Source organism: Streptomyces sp. McG3 (assembly GCF_018619185.1).
GTDB lineage: Bacteria > Actinomycetota > Actinomycetes > Streptomycetales > Streptomycetaceae > Streptomyces.
Window position 1 is genome coordinate 1 of the sequence record NZ_JAAXYC010000035.1, and the last position, 16,385, is coordinate 16,385.

At 72.8% G+C, this 16,385-nt stretch carries 19 protein-coding genes; 10 read left to right on the forward strand and 9 right to left on the reverse strand.

Going from position 1 to position 16,385, the window contains the following annotated elements:
- Window positions 1-36: 36 nt before the first annotated feature.
- The gene (locus HET64_RS08680; RefSeq protein WP_215103516.1) at window positions 37-1,164 is read left to right on the forward strand and encodes a S9 family peptidase; all 1,128 of its coding nucleotides are present in this window, start codon (window positions 37-39) and stop codon (window positions 1,162-1,164) included.
- A 184-nt stretch (window positions 1,165-1,348) separates the two neighbouring features.
- Window positions 1,349-2,698, forward strand: a complete 1,350-nt coding sequence (locus HET64_RS08685) for a hypothetical protein (protein WP_215103517.1) — start codon at window positions 1,349-1,351, stop codon at window positions 2,696-2,698.
- A 71-nt stretch (window positions 2,699-2,769) separates the two neighbouring features.
- Here HET64_RS08685 and HET64_RS08690 read toward each other — a convergent pair whose 3' ends face one another.
- Together HET64_RS08690 and HET64_RS08695 are read right to left on the reverse strand one after the other, a co-directional pair.
- Window positions 2,770-3,180, reverse strand: a complete 411-nt coding sequence (locus HET64_RS08690) for a VOC family protein (protein WP_215103480.1) — start codon at window positions 3,178-3,180, stop codon at window positions 2,770-2,772.
- Between the two features lie 127 nt (window positions 3,181-3,307).
- Window positions 3,308-4,198 carry a neutral zinc metallopeptidase gene (locus tag HET64_RS08695; RefSeq protein WP_215103481.1) on the reverse strand — a complete coding sequence of 297 codons (891 nt, stop codon included), beginning with the start codon at window positions 4,196-4,198 and terminating at the stop codon, window positions 3,308-3,310.
- 203 nt (window positions 4,199-4,401) lie between these two features.
- Here HET64_RS08695 and HET64_RS08700 point away from each other — a divergent pair, with 203 nt between their 5' ends.
- The 3 genes from HET64_RS08700 to HET64_RS08710 all read left to right on the forward strand — a co-directional run bounded on the left by HET64_RS08700 (window position 4,402) and on the right by HET64_RS08710 (window position 7,489).
- Entirely contained in the window at window positions 4,402-6,000 is a 1,599-nt protein-coding gene (locus HET64_RS08700; RefSeq protein WP_215103482.1) for an ABC-F family ATP-binding cassette domain-containing protein, read from the forward strand.
- A gap of 320 nt (window positions 6,001-6,320) precedes the next feature.
- Entirely contained in the window at window positions 6,321-6,542 is a 222-nt protein-coding gene (locus tag HET64_RS08705) for a helix-turn-helix domain-containing protein (RefSeq protein WP_006123601.1), read from the forward strand.
- Between the two features lie 155 nt (window positions 6,543-6,697).
- The gene (locus HET64_RS08710) at window positions 6,698-7,489 is read left to right on the forward strand and encodes an enoyl-CoA hydratase/isomerase family protein (RefSeq protein WP_215103483.1); all 792 of its coding nucleotides are present in this window, start codon (window positions 6,698-6,700) and stop codon (window positions 7,487-7,489) included.
- Here HET64_RS08710 and HET64_RS08715 read toward each other — a convergent pair.
- Window positions 7,479-8,225 (reverse strand): hypothetical protein, encoded by a 747-nt coding sequence (locus tag HET64_RS08715; protein WP_215103484.1) that lies wholly within the window; start codon window positions 8,223-8,225, stop codon window positions 7,479-7,481. The two genes, HET64_RS08710 and HET64_RS08715, sit on opposite strands and share 11 nt — an antisense overlap.
- Before the next feature lie 93 nt (window positions 8,226-8,318).
- On the opposite strand from HET64_RS08715, the gene HET64_RS08720 reads away from it, so the two are divergent.
- The 5 genes from HET64_RS08720 to amaP are packed head-to-tail and all read left to right on the forward strand — an operon-like array spanning window position 8,319 to window position 10,651.
- Window positions 8,319-8,795, forward strand: coding sequence for an Asp23/Gls24 family envelope stress response protein (locus tag HET64_RS08720; RefSeq protein ID WP_215103485.1), 477 nt, complete (start codon window positions 8,319-8,321; stop codon window positions 8,793-8,795).
- Window positions 8,796-8,839: 44 nt separating this feature from the next.
- On the forward strand, window positions 8,840-9,031 hold the full coding sequence (locus tag HET64_RS08725) for a hypothetical protein (RefSeq protein ID WP_012381448.1): 192 nt from the start codon (window positions 8,840-8,842) through the stop codon (window positions 9,029-9,031).
- 2 nt (window positions 9,032-9,033) lie between these two features.
- Window positions 9,034-9,387, forward strand: a complete 354-nt coding sequence (locus HET64_RS08730; RefSeq protein WP_215103486.1) for a hypothetical protein — start codon at window positions 9,034-9,036, stop codon at window positions 9,385-9,387.
- Window positions 9,384-10,067 (forward strand): DUF6286 domain-containing protein, encoded by a 684-nt coding sequence (locus tag HET64_RS08735; protein WP_215103487.1) that lies wholly within the window; start codon window positions 9,384-9,386, stop codon window positions 10,065-10,067. Before HET64_RS08730 ends, HET64_RS08735 begins: the two co-directional genes overlap by 4 nt.
- A 5-nt stretch (window positions 10,068-10,072) precedes the next feature.
- Complete coding sequence (gene amaP, locus HET64_RS08740; RefSeq protein WP_215103488.1) at window positions 10,073-10,651, forward strand: alkaline shock response membrane anchor protein AmaP; 579 nt, start codon at window positions 10,073-10,075, stop codon at window positions 10,649-10,651.
- 37 nt (window positions 10,652-10,688) lie between these two features.
- On the opposite strand, the gene HET64_RS08745 is transcribed toward amaP, so the two are convergent.
- From HET64_RS08745 to HET64_RS08770, 6 genes are all read right to left on the reverse strand, one after another.
- On the reverse strand, window positions 10,689-11,444 hold the full coding sequence (locus HET64_RS08745) for an SDR family oxidoreductase (protein WP_215103489.1): 756 nt from the start codon (window positions 11,442-11,444) through the stop codon (window positions 10,689-10,691).
- Between the two features lie 4 nt (window positions 11,445-11,448).
- Window positions 11,449-13,242 (reverse strand): glycoside hydrolase family 15 protein, encoded by a 1,794-nt coding sequence (locus tag HET64_RS08750; RefSeq protein WP_215103490.1) that lies wholly within the window; start codon window positions 13,240-13,242, stop codon window positions 11,449-11,451.
- A gap of 66 nt (window positions 13,243-13,308) precedes the next feature.
- Window positions 13,309-14,106, reverse strand: coding sequence for an SURF1 family protein (locus HET64_RS08755; protein WP_215103491.1), 798 nt, complete (start codon window positions 14,104-14,106; stop codon window positions 13,309-13,311).
- A 78-nt stretch (window positions 14,107-14,184) separates the two neighbouring features.
- Window positions 14,185-14,418 carry a hypothetical protein gene (locus HET64_RS08760; protein ID WP_215103492.1) on the reverse strand — a complete coding sequence of 78 codons (234 nt, stop codon included), beginning with the start codon at window positions 14,416-14,418 and terminating at the stop codon, window positions 14,185-14,187.
- Window positions 14,419-14,482: 64 nt separating this feature from the next.
- Window positions 14,483-15,505: a DEDDh family exonuclease gene (locus HET64_RS08765; RefSeq protein ID WP_215103493.1), complete on the reverse strand. Its 1,023-nt coding sequence runs from the start codon at window positions 15,503-15,505 to the stop codon at window positions 14,483-14,485.
- Between the two features lie 137 nt (window positions 15,506-15,642).
- Window positions 15,643-16,170, reverse strand: coding sequence for a hypothetical protein (locus HET64_RS08770; protein WP_251145010.1), 528 nt, complete (start codon window positions 16,168-16,170; stop codon window positions 15,643-15,645).
- Window positions 16,171-16,385: the final 215 nt, after the last annotated feature.

A 16,385-nucleotide genomic window follows, 5' to 3' on the forward strand; every position in this document is an offset into this window, starting at 1 on the left:
CTGGCAGCCCGCCTCCCGCCCCACGACACTGAAGCAGTGCGCCCGGTAACCGCGACGGCAACGGCCGTCACCACGATCCTCGGCGTCGGTGCGACAGCGGTCGCCGCCGGCCGGTACGCCAGCGACGTCGCCCTCAAAGCGGCGCCCGGACGTCCCCTCCCCGCCGACCGCAGACTCACCGTGCACGCCACGGCGGCCGGACAGGTCACCCTGACCCGGTCCTTCTCGGCGCTCAGGCCCGGCACCTACGGCCTGTCCGGACCCGGCGTCCACGCGGTCGTCGGGCCCGTCGTCGAAGGGGCCTCCCAGGCCGCCGACACCGTCGTCCGCAGGCTGGAGAGCGTCGGCCGGGGACTCCTCGAACCGGGCGCGAAAGTGCGGCTCACCCCCGCGCTGTACGACGGTGACCCGGGCGGCGACCTCGGCCTGGACCACCAGGAGGTCGAGATCCCCGGCGAGCTGGGAACCCTGCCCGCCTGGTACGTCCCCGGCGCCCGCGACACCTGGGTCATCACCGTGCACGGCCTCGGCACCACCCGGGCCCACCCCATGAACCTGATGGGTTTCCTGCGCGAACAGAGCTTCCCGGTGCTCGACCTCGCCTACCGGGGCGACCCCGGAGCCCCCCGCCCCGCGGACGGCCTCGGCCACTTCGGCGCCTCCGAGTGGCGCGATCTCGACGCCGCCCTCCGCTGGGCCCTGCGCCACGGGGCCCGCGACGTGATCGTCCACGGCTGGTCCACCGGCGCCACCATGGCCCTGTACGCCGCGGTCGAGTCCCCGCTCCGCGACCGGATCAGCGGCCTCGTCCTCGACTCCCCGGTGCTGGACTGGGCCCTCACCCTGCGCGCCCTGGCCGCGGCCCGCGGCGTCCCGGCCGCCCTGCTGCCGCTCGCCGTCCGCGCCGCCCAGGGCAGGACCGGGATGAACGCCGCTCCGCTGCTGGAGACCTCGGCGCCCGCCTCCCTGCGCACCCCGACCCTGATCCTGCACGGCCCGGACGACACCATCGCCCCCTGGGACGCCTCCCGCGAGCTCGCCGCCCTCCGCCCGGACCTGGTCAGCCTCCACGCCGTACCGCAGGCTCCGCATGCGTCGATGTGGAACGCCGGCCCGGCCCGCTACGAGGAGACCCTGCGACGCTTCCTCACGCCCCTGATGTGAGCCGATGGGGTGAACTCTCCCGCTTGCCGCCGCACCGGGGGAACCTTTCCCGTACCGGTGAAACGCCTTCCGTTTGGGCTTTCGGGCCGTCAGGGGCAAGACTGCTCCCGTGACGTCCCGTACTCCGCGCGACTCCAGGCTGCGACTTGTCCGCCCGCGACCCCTCGCCACCGCCCGCAAGGCCGTGACGACCCGGCGAACCAGGCCGGCTCCCCGGCCCCCCGAGGGCAGCCCGCCCCGGACGGAACTGGCGCGCCAGGCCAGGGCGGTCCTCGCCGACGCCGTACGCATCGCCCACTGGGCGGCGGGCACGCCGGGCCCGGGCACCGCCGCCCCGCTCGCGGCCCACGCCCTCGAACGGGCGGCCGCCGCTCTGGAACTCTCCCCGGCCCAGATCCGCGCCGGCTGGGACCGGGCCCGGCTGGCCGGACTGATCGAGCTGCACGGCGACACCGCCCGCCCCGGCTGGCGGCTGCGCGCCTGGGACCGGGACGACTCCGCCGTCCTGCGCGGCTGGGTGGCGCTCTTCGACGCATGGTCGCTCGTCCACGCCGCACCCGCGGACATCGAGGCGGGGGCGGTCGCCGAAGCCGTCGAGGCCGTGCCCCAGGTGCTCTCCCTCCTCCAGCTCTCCGCGGGACCCGTCACCGTCCCCGCCCTGCTGGACCTCCTCGGCCAGCGCGTCGCCGAACTCCGGGAGGAGCGCTGCGAAGTGCCCCTGGGACCCGGCAGAACCACGCCCGCCGCCCCGGCGGAGCCCCCCGCCCGGGCAGCGGCGGCCGAGAACGGCGCCGGACCCGCCCGGAGCGCCGACCTCAACGCCCTGCTGCTCGACTGGGCCCTGGAGGGCCTCGCCGCCGTCGGTGCGCTGACGCTCGGCAAAGGGCACGCCACCCTCACCCCGCTCGGCAACTGGGCGGTCTGGGTCAAGCTGGAACAGATCTGCGTCGCCGCCCAGAGCCCGGCCGGGAACATCGAGCAGTCCGCCGCCGACATGCTCCTCGGGTGCGCCCGGCTCACCCCCGGCCCGGCCCGCGCCGAATACCGCGCCTGGCTCGCCGCCCGCACCGTCGGCAGCGCCGTCGCCGAGCTGCTGGCCGTCGCCCGGGGCGAGGACGCGCTGCTGCGCGGACTGGCCTTCGAGGCGCTGAGGGTCGTCGGCGCCCCCGCCGAACCCGAGGTCCGCGCCGTGCTCGCCGAACCCTCGCTGCGGCCCTACGCGCTGCTCTGGCTCGCCGAGTACGAGGGCAACGACCCGGACGACGCCCAGGACGTCCTCAGTCGCGAGGAGGCCACCTGGCTCTGGGTCGACACCGCTGCGGCCGTCGCCGACCACGGCGAGACCGGGCTGCTGGTCCGCCACCTCGACTCCGCCGTCCAGGGCACCGTCCCGGCCCTGCTCGACGAGGTCAGGGCCGTCGGCCATCCGCGCACCGTGCAGGTCCTGGTGGCCCTGGCCGCGGCCCACCCGGACCCGGCCCTGGCCAAGGCGGTCCGCCGGGCCGCCTTCCAGGTGCACACCGGAGGAGCCTGACCCGCGGCCCCGGGCGCCCCCCGGGGCCCCGCGCGCAAGCCCGACCCGCCGCCGGGGTCCGCTCAGCCCGCTCAGCCGGACCCCGGGGCGTACGTTCCGAAGCTCCACACGTTGCCCTCGGCGTCCCGCGCCATGTAGTCCCGGGAGCCGTAGTCCTGGTCGGTCGGCTCCATGAGGATCTCCACGCCGAACTCCTTGGCCCGGGCGCAGTGCTCGTCCACCTCGTCGACCACCACGTACACCCCCGCCGGGCCCGCGCCCGTCATCGCCTGCGCGAACAGTCCCTCGCGCCCCTTGGAGCCGAGCATCACCCTGCCGTTGCCCAAGGACAGCTCGGCATGCAGCACACTGCCGTTCTCCCCTTCGTAGACCGCCTCCTCGGTGAAGCCGAGGCCCTGCGTCAGCGTTCTGATCGCGGCCTTCGCGTCGTCGTACAGGATCGTCGGGTAGATCGTGGGAACGCCGCTCGCCCCGCCTGTCATCGCACTCACCTCTCCCGGTGTCGCTTCCGCTGTCCGGACCACTCTGATGTGATCTGCGTCTCAGTCTTCCACCGGGCACTGACAATGCCCTCCCGGGAGGCGTTCCCGCAGCTCGGGCGGGTCCGGATCAGGAGAAGGTGTCACAACGGGCCATGTCGCCCGTGCGGAACCCGGTGGAGAACCACTGCTGCCGCTGCGCGGCCGAACCGTGCGTCCACGACTCCGGGGTGACCCGGCCCCGGTACCTCTCCTGGATCCGGTCGTCGCCGACCGCCGCCGCCGCGTCCAGCCCGTCCCGGACGTCCGCCCGGGTCAGCTCCGTGATCAGCGGCCGGCCCGTCGATTCGTCCGGCGTCGTCGTGGCGTGGTGCGCCCAGACCCCGGCGTAACAGTCGGCCTGCAGCTCCACCTTCACCGCGTTGCTGTACTCGCCCTGCCGCCCGTCCTGCGACCGGGCCAGCGTGCCCAGCTGGTTCTGCACATGGTGGCCGTACTCGTGCGCCACGACGTACGCCTGGGCGAACGGTCCGCCGCTGGAGCCGAACTTCGTCCGCAGGTCGTCGAAGAACCCGAGGTCCAGATAGACCTTCCGGTCGCCGGGGCAGTAGAACGGCCCGACCGCCGAGGTGGCGGCCCCGCACGCGGTGTTCACCCGCTGGCTGAACAGGACCGTCTGAGCGGCCGTGTAGGAGGCGTCGCGCCGCTCGAACTCCTGTCGCCAGAAGTCCTGCACGCTGTTGACCACCGCGACCGTCCGGCAGTCCGCCCGGCTGTTCGCGTCCTGCCCCTTGAGGCAGCTCTCCCGCACCTGCCCGGCCGACGACGAGGTCGCCGCGGGGTCCGCACCGTCCGAGGTGAGCCCGAGCTGATCGGGCCCGACGCCGAAGAGCAGGCCCAGGATCAGGGCGATCACCCCGGCGATGCCGCCGCCCACGGTCGCCTTCCCGCCCGGGATCCGGCTGCCGCGGACATCCTGGACCTCGGAGGTGTCCAGATCGGCGTCGTCGTCGAACTGCACGGTCGCACCACCCTCGGGCTCGGGTGGGCGACGGGATGCCGCCCTGCGCCGAGTATCGGCCGGTTCGTTCCGACGGGCACGCGGAAAAGAAGTTGCGTACCGCCAGTAGAATGGGCCGTATGGCCTTCCTCCTTGTGCATTAGCGGCGTCGAGAGACCTCCGCCCTCGTCCCTCCGCCGTCCATACTGCCCTGGAGTTTTTCCGTGATCACCGCTTCCGGCATCGAGCTGCGCGCCGGCGCCCGTATCCTCATCGAATCCGCTTCCTTCCGTATCGCCAAGGGCGACCGCATCGGCCTCGTCGGCCGCAACGGAGCGGGCAAGACCACCCTCACCAAGTGCCTCGCCGGCGAGGGCACCCCCGCCGGGGGCACCATCACCAAGTCCGGCGAGGTGGGCTACCTCCCGCAGGACCCGCGCACCGGCGACCTCGACATCCTCGCCCGCGACCGCATCCTCTCCGCCCGCGGCCTGGACGCGATCCTGCGCAAGATGCGCGAGAACGAGGACCGGATGGCGAACGGACAGGGTGCCACCCGCGAGAAGGCGATGAAGAAGTACGAGCGCCTGGAGACGGAGTTCCTCACCAAGGGCGGGTACGCCGCCGAGGCCGAGGCCGCCACCATCGCCGCCGCGCTCAGCCTGCCCGACCGGGTCCTCGGCCAGCCGCTGCACACACTCTCCGGCGGTCAGCGCCGCCGCGTCGAACTGGCCCGGATCCTCTTCTCGGACGCCGACACCCTGCTCCTGGACGAACCTACCAACCACCTCGACGCCGACTCCATCGTCTGGCTGCGCGACTACCTCAAGTCCTACCGCGGTGGGTTCGTCGTGATCTCCCACGATGTCGACCTGGTCGAGACGGTCGTCAACAAGGTGTTCTACCTCGACGCCAACCGCTCCCAGATCGACGTCTACAACATGGGCTGGAAGCTCTACCAGCAGCAGCGCGAGGCCGACGAGAAGCGCCGCAAGCGCGAGCGCCAGAACGCCGAGAAGAAGGCCGCGACCCTCAACGCGCAGGCCGACAAGATGCGCGCCAAGGCCACCAAGACCGTCGCCGCCCAGAACATGGCCAAGCGCGCCGACCGGCTGCTCTCGGGCCTGGAGGCCGTCCGGGTCTCCGACAAGGTCGCCAAGCTGCGCTTCCCCGACCCCTCGCCCTGCGGCAAGACCCCGCTGATGGCGGAGGGCCTCTCCAAGTCGTACGGCTCGCTGGAGATCTTCACCGACGTCGACCTCGCCATCGACAAGGGTTCCCGCGTCGTCATCCTCGGCCTCAACGGCGCCGGCAAGACCACGCTGCTCCGCCTGCTCGGCGGCGCCGAGAAGCCCGACACCGGCCAGATCATCGAGGGACACGGGCTCAAGCTCGGGTACTACGCCCAGGAGCACGAGACCCTCGACCCGGAGCGCACGGTCCTGGAGAACATGCGTTCCGCCGCACCCGACCTCGACCTCGTGGCCGTCCGCAAGACGCTCGGCTCCTTCCTCTTCTCCGGCGACGACGTCGACAAGCCCGCGGGCGTGCTCTCCGGTGGCGAGAAGACCCGGCTCGCCCTCGCGACCCTGGTCGTCTCCTCCGCCAACGTGCTCCTGCTCGACGAGCCGACGAACAACCTCGACCCCGCCAGCCGCGAGGAGATCCTCGGCGCGCTGCGCACCTACAAGGGCGCGGTCGTCCTCGTCACCCACGACGAGGGCGCCGTCGAGGCGCTCCAGCCGGAGCGGATCATCCTGCTCCCGGACGGCGTCGAGGACCTCTGGGGAGCGGACTACCGCGACCTCGTCGCCCTCGCCTGATCCACCGGGGATAGATCATTCGGCCTACGCGTGATCCATCATCTGCGTGAGGACGTCTCGTACTCCGGTGGTGCGCCCGGCGCTCACCCGTCGTGCGCCCCCTTTCCGGCCACTCTTCCCCGTACGGCCCTGACCTGGCTGTTCTCTTGCCGGCCCGGGCCGCGCGCCCTCGCGCGCCATGGGGAATCGGGGATTCCGATCGTGCTGACGCGCTTCGCGTCCGGGAAACCGCTCGCACCGACCTTGCCGAATGGGTGGCCAGGAAGCGCGGGAGGGGTGATCATGAGAGTCCAGAGCGCACTTCCCATGAGGAGGCACGGGTGGCCGAGACTCTGAAGAAGGGCAGCCGGGTAACCGGCGCCGCGCGTGACAAGCTCGCGGCAGACCTGAAGAAGAAGTACGACTCCGGTGCGAGCATCCGGGCGCTGGCCGAGGAAACCGGCCGCTCCTACGGGTTCGTCCACCGGATGCTCAGTGAATCCGGAGTGACGCTGCGAGGACGCGGCGGCGCGACACGGGGCAAGAAGGCCGCTTCGGCCTGAGGCCTCTGCGTTTTCGGTGTCTTCGGCGTCATTCGACGTCATGTGGGTCCAACGGAATTCGGGGTGACCACCCGGCTGACCGCAAGGTCGCCCGGGTGGTTACTGTTCAGTCACTTCATACCGAGTGCTGACTGCACCCCATCCGGAGGCGCCCCATGACCTCGCTCGACACTGTGCTCGACAAGGACGGCGTACGGCTCACCGTCGACGACGCCGTTGCCACGGTGACGCTCACCAACCCGGCCAAGCGCAACGCTCAGTCTCCCGCTCTGTGGCGGGCGTTGACCGAGGCCGGACGGGCGCTGCCCGGCACGGTGCGGGTCGTGGTGCTCCGCGGCGAGGGCATGTCCTTCTCCGCGGGTCTCGACCGGCAGGCCTTCACTCCCGAGGGCTTCGACGGCGAGCCGTCGTTCCTCGACATGGCGCGCGGCCCGGAGGCCGAGCTCGACGCGACCATCGCCGAGTACCAGGAGGCGTTCACCTGGTGGCGCCGCAACGACCTCGTGTCGATCGCGACGGTCCAGGGCCATGCCATCGGCGCAGGCTTCCAGCTCGCCCTCGCCTGCGATCTGCGGATCGTCGCCGAGGACGTGCAGTTCGCCATGCGTGAGACCAGCCTCGGTCTCGTTCCCGACCTCACGGGCACCCACCCGCTGGTGCACCTCGTGGGGTACGCCCGCGCGCTCGAAATCTGCGCCACCGGCCGCTTCGTGCACGCCGAGGAGGCGGAGCGCACCGGCCTCGCCAACCTCGTGGTCCCCGCCGACCAGCTCGACGCGGCCGCCCGCGACCTGGCCGGGGCCCTGGTGGCGGCGCCGCGTGACGCCGTCGTCGAGACCAAGGCCCTCCTCGCCGGCGCGCTCTCGCGCGGCTACGAGGAGCAGCGCGTCGCCGAGCGGGCCGCCCAGGGCCGCCGGCTCCGCGACCTGGCGGGCATCACCGACTGACCACCTGCGTGACCAGCACCGACACCGGCAGCCGCTCCTCGGCGGCCGCCGCCACCGCCGTGCGCACCGACCGGGCGACGTCCAGCGCCCGGTGGTCCCCGGCCGTCGCCACCTCGACCCGCACATGGTCGTGGGAGGTGTGCACCGGGCCGCCCAGGACCCGGGTCAGCGAGACGACCCCCGGCACCCCGGCGGCAGCCGTCGCCACCGGTCCCTCCGGCTTCACGCCCGGGGCCGGCGGCGCCGTCCCGGCGGCCGTCACCTGATCGGTCGCACCGTCCTCCAGCAATGCCGTGACCGTCAGGTCCACCTCGGCGACCTCCAGACCCAGCCGGGCGGCGGCTGCCGTGAGCAGCGCCGCGCGCAGGGCCGCCGCGGTGTCGGGCAGCGGCCGGTCCGGGGTGGTGGAGAACTCCGCCTCGATCCGCAGCGGCCCCGGCGGCAGTGCGCTCGGCGGCGCCGGGGGTGGCGCCGGGGCCGCCGGGTCCGGTGACGCGTCGGGGCCACCCCCGGCCACAGCCGCCTCCAGGGCCTCCTCCGTCGGACCGATCCGCAGTTTCCCCAGCACCGTCCCGGGGAGGGCCGCCGCCTCGTGCAGCACCGACGCGGCGGCCGTCTCCGCGATCCACGCGCCGTCCGCGGGACCGCCCAGCGGCAGCAGCCTGCCCAGACCCAGCCGTTGCCGTACCGAAGCGGTCCATCCGTCGACCCTCTGCGGGCCCCGTGCCGTCGTCATCACCCCAGACTGCCGTATCCACGACGCGGGATGGGGAAAGCGCACTTAACGTGGGCAAGGAAGTCCAAACCAGTCCCGAAGGGAAGGCCGGCGATGACTGAGAGCTCCCAGCGCAACAACCCCGACAGCGGGTCCGGTGAGAGGACACCGCTGAGCAAGCGCGGCGGCGGCGACCCGGGTACCCGGGGCCGCACCACCATCGCCGACGGCGTCGTCGAGAAGATCGCCGGGATGGCGGCACGCGATGTGGTCGGCGTCCACGCGATGGGCAGCGGCCTGTCCCGGACGTTCGGCGCGGTCCGCGACCGGGTCCCCGGCGGCGGCAAGTCCGTCACCCGCGGGGTCAAGGCCGAGGTCGGCGAGTCGCAGACTGCCCTCGATCTGGAGATCGTCGTCGACTACGGCGTGGCGATCTCCGACGTGGCCCGCGACGTACGCGAGAACGTCATCGCGGCGGTGGAGCGCATGACCGGCCTCGAGGTCGTCGAGGTCAATATCGCCGTCAGCGACGTCAAGTTGCCCGATGAGGACGACGATGACGACGGCAACGACGATCAGCGTCTCCAGTAGCCCTTCCGCACCTCCGTCGCACGGCAGTTGAGGAGAGAGACACGATGAGCATGGCTGTCGCCGGCCTGTTGGCCGGCATGGCGCTCGGGTTCGCCGGGTATTTCGGCGGGTTCGGAGCCTTCGTACTGGTGGCCGCGCTGGGCGCGGTCGGCTTCATCGCCGGCCGCTTCCTGGACGGCGACCTGGAGCCCGGCGACTTCTTCCGGAGTCGCGAGCGCGGCGACCGGCGACGGTGACGGTGACGGAGGTGACCGGCCGGGTCGCCGCCGCGATACGGGGCGAGACCCGGATCGCCGACCGCGTCGTCGCCAAGATCGCCGCCCAGGCGGCGAAGGAGGCGGTCGACGAACCACCCGCGGACGGGGCGTCGCCGCGAGCCACGGTCACCGTGCACCGCGACGCCGCCCGGGTCCGCGTCAGCCTGGAGCTCGGCTACCCCAGCGACATCGGCCGCCAGTGCGGTGCCGTACGCCGCCGGGTCGCCCAGCGCGTCAAGGCACTGGCAGGCATGGAGGTGCCCGAGGTGGCCGTGCAGGTCGAACGGCTGCACCCCGCCGGAGCGAGCGCCGCCGCACAGGGGAGAATCCGATGACCGAACCCGGTGAACCGACCGGCTCCACCCGGCGGATGCCCACCGTGGGACAGGGCGACGGCGACACGGTCCCGCGGGCCCCGGACACATCGGCCGACGCCCGCGAACCGGTCCCCACCCTGGAGCGGGGCGACAGCGCCGCCGGCCGCTTCTGGTCCGCCCGCCGCGTCCCGGCCGCCCTGCTGGCCCTCGTACTCCTGGGCGGTGCCGGGCTGCTGCTCTACGACGTCGCCGCCGTACGGGCCGGCCACCCGGCCATGCGGTGGCGTCGCTCCCTCGCCGACGGACTGGCCGAACAGCGGCTGGACGACGTCGCGGTGCTCATCGGGGCCGGCGTCGCGGCACTGATCGGCCTCTGGCTGATCCTGCTCGCCCTCACCCCCGGACTGCGCGACCTGCTGCCGATGCGTCGTGACCGCGCCGAGGTCCGGGCCGGACTCGACCGCACCGCCGCCGCACTGGTCCTGCGGGACCGGTCCGTGGAGGTGTCCGGCGTGCAGTCCGTGCGGGTCAGGATGGGACGGCGGAAGGCGAAGGTGCGCGCGCTCTCCCACTTCCGGGAGCTCGACGACGTGCGGACCGACCTGGACGCCGTACTGGAGAAGGCCCTACGGGAGCTGGGTCTGGCGCGTCCGCCGGCCCTCTCCGTCGAGGTGCACCGACCGGCGAAGAAGGGATGAGCCCCATGCGCTCCACCGTCAACCGGGTCCTGCTGGCCCTGGCCGGGCTGGTGCTGGTCGTCGTCGGCGGAGCGGTGCTCGCCGCCGGCCTCGGCGCCTCCGTGCCGTCCTGGTGGCCCTGGGACGGCAAGACCGACGTGCTGCTGAGCACGGCCGACCGGCAGCGCTGGCGCGACGAGGGCTGGTGGTGGCCCACGGTGATCGCCGTCCTGGCCGTCCTCGTGATCCTCGCCCTGTGGTGGTTCCTCGCCCAGCTCCGCCGCGGCCGGCTCGCCGACGTACTGGTGGACAGCGGCGACGGCGAAGGGGCACAAGTGCGGGGCCGCGCCCTGGAGGGCGTCCTCGCCGGGGAGGCGGAAACACTGGACGGAGTGGCCCGCGCCCAGGCGATGCTGACCGGCCGCCGCACCGCGCCCCGGGCCCGGGTCCGCCTGCTGATGGAACCGCACGCCGCACCCCTGGGCACGCTGAACGCGGTCGCCGACGGGGCGCTGGCGCACGCACGCGACTCGGCCGGTCTGGACGGGCTCCCCGCCGAGGTGCGCATCAGGGCCGTCAAGCACCGCGCGGAGCGGGTGTCCTGACGGCCCTGTGAGGCACCTGCGGAGCGGTGGGGGCGGGTCAGAAGCCGTGCCGTGATCCGCCGTCGACCGGGACCATGACGCCCGTCAGGTACGAGGCGGCGGGGGAGAGCAGGAAGGCCGCGGTCTTCCCGAACTCCTCGGGCGTCCCGTAGCGCCGCAGCGGAATCCGCGCCTCGTTCGCGGTGCGGGCGGCCTCCGCGTCGCCGGACAGGGCGTCCAGTTCGCGGACCCGGTCGGTGTCGATCCGGGCCGGCAGCACGCCCACCACCCGGATGCCGCGCGGGCCCAGCTCGTCGGCCAGCGACTTGGCGAAACCGGCGAGACCGGGTCGCAGTCCGTTGGAGATGGTCAGCCCCGCGATCGGCTCATGGACCGATCCGGAGAGCACGAAGCCGATCACGCCGCCCTCGCCGAGCGCGGCCGCGGCCGTCCGGGCGAGGCGTACCGCTCCCAGGAACACCGTCTCGAACGCCGTCTGCCACTGGTCGTCCGTGTTGTCCGCGAGGAAGCCGGGGGCGGGCCCGCCGACGCTGATGAGGATGCCGTCGAGCCGTCCGAAGCGTTCCCGCGCCGTGTCCACCAAGCGCTGGGCGGCGCTCGGGTCGGCGTTGTCGGCGGCGAGCCCGACCGCGTCCGGGCCCAGCTCGGCGGCGGCCTCCGCGACGGACTTCTCGTCCCGGCCGGTGATGATCAGTTTCGCGCCGTCGGCGGCCAACGAGCGGGCCGTGGCGTTGCCGAGGCCCCGGGTCGCTCCGGTGACGATGTAGACGCGGTCCTTCAGTCCAAGATCCATGGCCCTATCCTGCCGGGTCCTCCCCGGCCAGGTCGACAGCGGAGTTCACCAGCCCGACATGGCTGAAGGCCTGGGGGAAGTTGCCCAGCTGCCGTCCCGCCGCCACGTCGTACTCCTCGGCCAGCAGGCCCACGTCGTTGCGCAGCCCCAGCAGATGCTCGAACAGCTCCCGCGCCTCGTCCGGCCTGCCGATCCGCTGCAACGCGTCCACCAGCCAGAACGAGCAGGCGAGGAACGCGCCCTCGTCGCCCGGCAGTCCGTCCACGGAGACGCCCTGGGTGCTGTAGCGGCGGACCAGCCCGTCGCTGCCCAGCTCGGCGCGGACCGCGTCCACCGTGCCGATCACCCGCGGGTCCTCCGGCGGCAGGAAGCCGGTCCGCACGATGAGCAGCGTCGAGGCGTCCAGCTCCCGTGACCCGTAGGACTGGGTGAAGGTGTTCCGCTCGGGGTCGTACCCCTTCTCGCAGACCTCGGCGTGCACCGCGTCCCGCATCGCCCGCCAGCGCTCCGCGTCGCCGGGCAGTTCGGGGTTCTCCTCCAGCGAGCGCACCGCCCGGTCGGCGGCGACCCAGGCCATCACCTTGGAGTGCACGAAGTGCCGCCGGGCGCCGCGGATCTCCCACAGGCCCTCGTCGGGCTCGCGCCAGGTCGACTCCAGGAAGCCGAGCAGGCTGAGCTGGAGGTTCCAGGCGTGCGGCTTGTCGCCGAGACCGGCGACGCGGGCGAGCCGGAGCGCGTCGATGACCTCGCCGTACACATCGAGCTGACGCTGACGGACCGCGGCGTTGCCGGTGCGCACCGGCCGGGAGTGCTCGTACCCGGCGAGCCAGGGCAGCTCCGACTCGGGCAGCCTTCGCTCGCCCGCCAGTCCGTACATGATCTGGAGGTCGGCCGGGTCCCCGGCGACGGCTCGCAGCAGCCAGTCCCGCCAGGCCTCCGCCTCCTCCAGATAGCCGGCCGAGACCATCGCCCCGAGCGTCAGCGTGGCGTCCCGCAGCCAGCAGAAGCGGTAGTCCCAGTTCCGTACGCCGCCGATCTCCTCCGGCAGGGAGGTGGTCGGGGCCGCCACGATGCCGCCCGTCGGGCCGTACGTCAGCGCCTTCAGGGTGATCAGGGACCGCATCACGGCCTCGCGGTAGGGGCCTTCGTAGGTACAGGCGTCGGTCCACTTCGCCCAGTCGTGGAGGGTGTGCTTGAGCGCCTTGTGCGGGTCGATCAGCTTCGGGCGCGGGGAGTGCGAGGGGTGCCAGGTCAGCACGAACGCCACGCTCTCGCCCTCGGCGACGGTGAACGAGGAGCAGGTGCTGAACTGCTGGCCCCACGTCTTGACCGGCGGTTCGCTGCGCAGCCACACGGAGTCGGGACCGGCGACCGCCACCCGGTGGCCGTGCGAACGCCGCACCCAGGGCACCACCGAACCGAAGTCGAAGCGCAGCCGCAGCACCGAACTCATGTCGACGCTGCCGCTGACGCCCTCGACGATCCGGATCAGGTCCGGCGACTTGTCGCGCTGCGGCATGAAGTCGATGACCTTCACCGTGCCGGTCCGCGTCTCCCAGTACGTCTCCAGGACCAGGGAGTCACCCGCGTACCCGCGCCGGGTGCAGGCGTCCGAGGCGTTGGCCCCCTTGGGCGCGATGCGCCAGTGGCCGTTCTCCTCGGTGCCGAGCAGGGCGGCGAAGCAGGCGCCGGAATCGAAGCGGGGCAGGCAGAGCCAGTCGACAGAACCGTTCCTGCCGACGAGCGCGGCGGTCTGGAGATCGCCGATCAGGGCGTAGTCCTCGATGCGTGGGGTCACGCCAGGCGTTTTCCCGAACCTGGCCCATGTCAACCAGCCATGAGGCCCGAGGGTGTGCCCAGGACCTCAGGCGCTCGCCGGTGCGGGCTGCTCGGGGGCGTCGGCCGTCGCGTTCTCGGCCTGCTCACGGTCGCGCTTCTCACGGCGTACGAGAATGATCCAGCCGACCGGGACGGCGGCGACGAACAGCCACCACTGGACGGCGTAGGCCATGTGCGGGCCGATCGAGCTGTCGTCGGGGGAGGCGATCTGCTCCGGCAGATCACCCGTCGGCCGGGGCTCGGTCTGCTCGATGTATCCGCCGAGGACCGTCCGGGAAAGCAGCTGGGACTGCTGGTCGCTGTTGATCAGCATCACCTGCCGGTCCGGCAGCCCCGCCAGGTCCTTGATGCCGCTGCTGCCGGTCGTCTCGTCCGCCTTGAGGCGGCCGGCGACGGTCACTTCGCCCCGGGGCGCGGGCGGCACGTCGGGGAAGGCGGTCTGGTTCGGCGCGGCCGGGACCCAGCCGCGGTTGACCAGGACGGTGCCGCCGCCCTTGAGGTCCAGCGGGGTCAGGACGTGGACGCCGATGCGGTCGTCGTCCGAGGTCCGGCGGCGGACGACCACCTCGTGCTCGGTGTCGAACGTCCCCGTCGCGGTGACCGCCCGCCAGTAGTCCGAACGCGGGACGGTGTGTCCGGGAGAGGTGAGCTCGGAGACCGGGACCGGCCGCGCGTCGAGGTTCCGGGAGATCAGCCCGTTCTGCTCGACCCGGTGCCCGTGCTTGTGGAACTGCCAGAAACCCAGCTCGATCATCGTCGGGATCAGCGCGAGGCCGAGCAGGGTGAGGATCACCCACTGCCGGGTCAGGAGGAAGCGGTACACCCCATGACCGTACAACCGGGGTCATGGGGTGCGGCACTCAGGGGTGGAGCCGGAGCGGCCCGGCGGCGGGGTGTTACGTCAGGCTCTGTCCACGATGCCCGCCTTCCCCTCGGCGCGGGCGCAGTGGGCGCCGCAGTACCAGTGCCCGTCGACCTCGACGCCCTGCCCGATCACCTGGACCCGGCAGTGCTCGCAGATCGGCGCCATGCGGTGGATGGCGCAGGAGAAGCAGTCGAAGACGTGCACCGCGCCCTGCGCGTGCACCTCGAAGGACATGCCGTAGTCGTTTCCGCAAACCTCACAACGTGCCATGCGCCACAGGGTGGGACGCCCGGTGGCCACGGGGCGAGCGGCCGCCGGGCGAGTCGCGACCGGTTCACTCCGATGACGGTGCGGGGGCCTGGTGCGGCAGGATCACCCCCGGAACCGGTTCGGCGGGGGCCACGTCGCGCAGCAGATGGGTGAAGGCGCTCTCCTCCAGGATCGGCGTCCCGAAGGTCTTCGCCTTCTGTGTCTTGGACGTGGCGGCGTCGGGGTCGTTGGTCACCAGCAGACTGGTCAGCCGCGACACACTGGTCGCCACGTGCAGGCCGGCCTCCACCGCCCGGTCCTCCAGCAGCTCCCGGTCGATCGAGGTGTCCCCGGAGAAGGCCACCCGCATCCCCTGCTGGAGCGGCTTCTCCTTCTCGTACCGCCCCGGATTGGGATACGGGCAGGCCGGCCGCTTGCGCGAGGGCCGCCAGCTGTTCTGCTGCCGGGAGGGCTGATAGCCGACGCGCGGGGTGACGGGGGAGTCGGACCACTCGGTCAGCGGACGGCACTCCAGCAACGGCAGCCGCACCCCGCCCCGGGCCGCGGCGTGCAGGCTCGGCCGGAACGCCTCGGCCAGCACCCGGGCGTCGTCCAGGGCGTGGTGGGCCTGCTGCTGTACGACTCCGAAGTGCGCGGCGAGCGAGGCAAGCTTGTGGTTGGGCAGCGGCAGCCGCAACTCCTTGGCCAGCGCGATCGTGCACAGCCGGTGCTCGACCGGGGCGATCACCGACGCACGCGCGTACTCCCGGGCGATCATCGACCAGTCGAACGCCGCGTTGTGCGCGACGAGCACCCGGTCCGCGAGCCGTTCCGACAACTCGGTGGCCACGTCGGGGAAGAGCGGCGCGCCTTCGAGCACCTCGCTCGTCAGCCCGTGGATCCAGACGGGACCGGGGTCCCGCTCCGGGTTGACCAGCGTGTACCAGTGGTCCTCGACATTGCCCAGGGCGTCCAGCCGGTAGACGGCGGCGGACACTATCCGGTCGTCGCGGGCGAGTCCGGTGGTCTCCACGTCGACGACCGCGTACCCCTGGGGGTAGGCGGTCGGCCATGGTGCGGCTGTCTGGCGGTCGTCGAGCATGGTCACAGAGAATACGGGCCGCGACTGACAGTCCCCTATTCGGCCGGGCGGGGCCGGGTGCGGTGAGGCGTCGGGGCCCCGCAACTCCGCTCCGTGCCCAGCGCCTTCGGGTCAGCCGAGCGCCGCGGCCGGATCGCCCGCGGTCACCCGGTCGAGCGTGCGTATCCGGTCCGCGAAGGCCGCCGTTTCCTCCCCGGCCGCGCGGTGGTAGCGCACGAGTGCGTCCCCGCGGGAGGCCGCCACCTCGTCGGTCCGGGCCGCCGCGTGCCGCACCGCCAGATCCCAGCGCACGGGGCGACCGGTCGCACGCTGCCGACGGTGGTGCAGAGCGCGCACGGCTGGTGCGGCCGCTGGAACAGCAGGGTGAACACCCGGTCCACGTACAGCTGGAGCGTGTCGTCCGGCACGGAGGCCGGGAAGCCGCGGAAGAGCGGCATGTGGGTGCGGTCCGCGCCCAGCTCCGCGTCGATGTGCCGCACCAACTGCTTCCCCGTGTCCGCCGGTCCGGCCGGCCCCGGAGAGGCGAGGGCGGTGCGCAGCCCCGGCGTCAGGGCGAACCCGCGGTCCAGGAGCCCGGCCTCCAGGGCCACCAGCCCGGTCGTCGTCGGCGGGTCACCGGGCCGGCGCCCGGCCTCCCCGACGTACACCGTCCGAAGACGCCGGAGCAGCACGGACGACAGTGACGGCGGCACGGACGAACAGGCCCCAGGGGAGGAGAGGGAGGAGGAAGGAGGCGGGGGCGGAGAGTGGGTGCGCTAGGAGTGTCGTAGAGGTGGAGAAGGAAGCACACCGCGGAGCCGCCCCCGCGCAAGAGGGAGCTCAGGAAGGCGCTTCGATGCGCGCCACGGATCTAGCGGCCCGTCGTCCCTTGGCAGAAGGTGCCAAA

Excerpts from the sequence above, each read along its gene's own strand:
- HET64_RS08690 (WP_215103480.1), bottom strand. The coding sequence starts at position 3,180 with ATGACAGGCGGGGCGAGCGGCGTTCCCACGATCTACCCGACGATCCTG.
- HET64_RS08710 (WP_215103483.1), top strand. The coding sequence starts at position 6,698 with ATGACCTCGCTCGACACTGTGCTCGACAAGGACGGCGTACGGCTCACC.
- HET64_RS08715 (WP_215103484.1), bottom strand. The coding sequence starts at position 8,225 with ATGACGACGGCACGGGGCCCGCAGAGGGTCGACGGATGGACCGCTTCG.
- HET64_RS08720 (WP_215103485.1), top strand. The coding sequence starts at position 8,319 with ATGACTGAGAGCTCCCAGCGCAACAACCCCGACAGCGGGTCCGGTGAG.
- HET64_RS08725 (WP_012381448.1), top strand. The coding sequence starts at position 8,840 with ATGAGCATGGCTGTCGCCGGCCTGTTGGCCGGCATGGCGCTCGGGTTC.
- HET64_RS08735 (WP_215103487.1), top strand. The coding sequence starts at position 9,384 with ATGACCGAACCCGGTGAACCGACCGGCTCCACCCGGCGGATGCCCACC.
- amaP (WP_215103488.1), top strand. The coding sequence starts at position 10,073 with ATGCGCTCCACCGTCAACCGGGTCCTGCTGGCCCTGGCCGGGCTGGTG.
- HET64_RS08745 (WP_215103489.1), bottom strand. The coding sequence starts at position 11,444 with ATGGATCTTGGACTGAAGGACCGCGTCTACATCGTCACCGGAGCGACC.
- HET64_RS08760 (WP_215103492.1), bottom strand. The coding sequence starts at position 14,418 with ATGGCACGTTGTGAGGTTTGCGGAAACGACTACGGCATGTCCTTCGAG.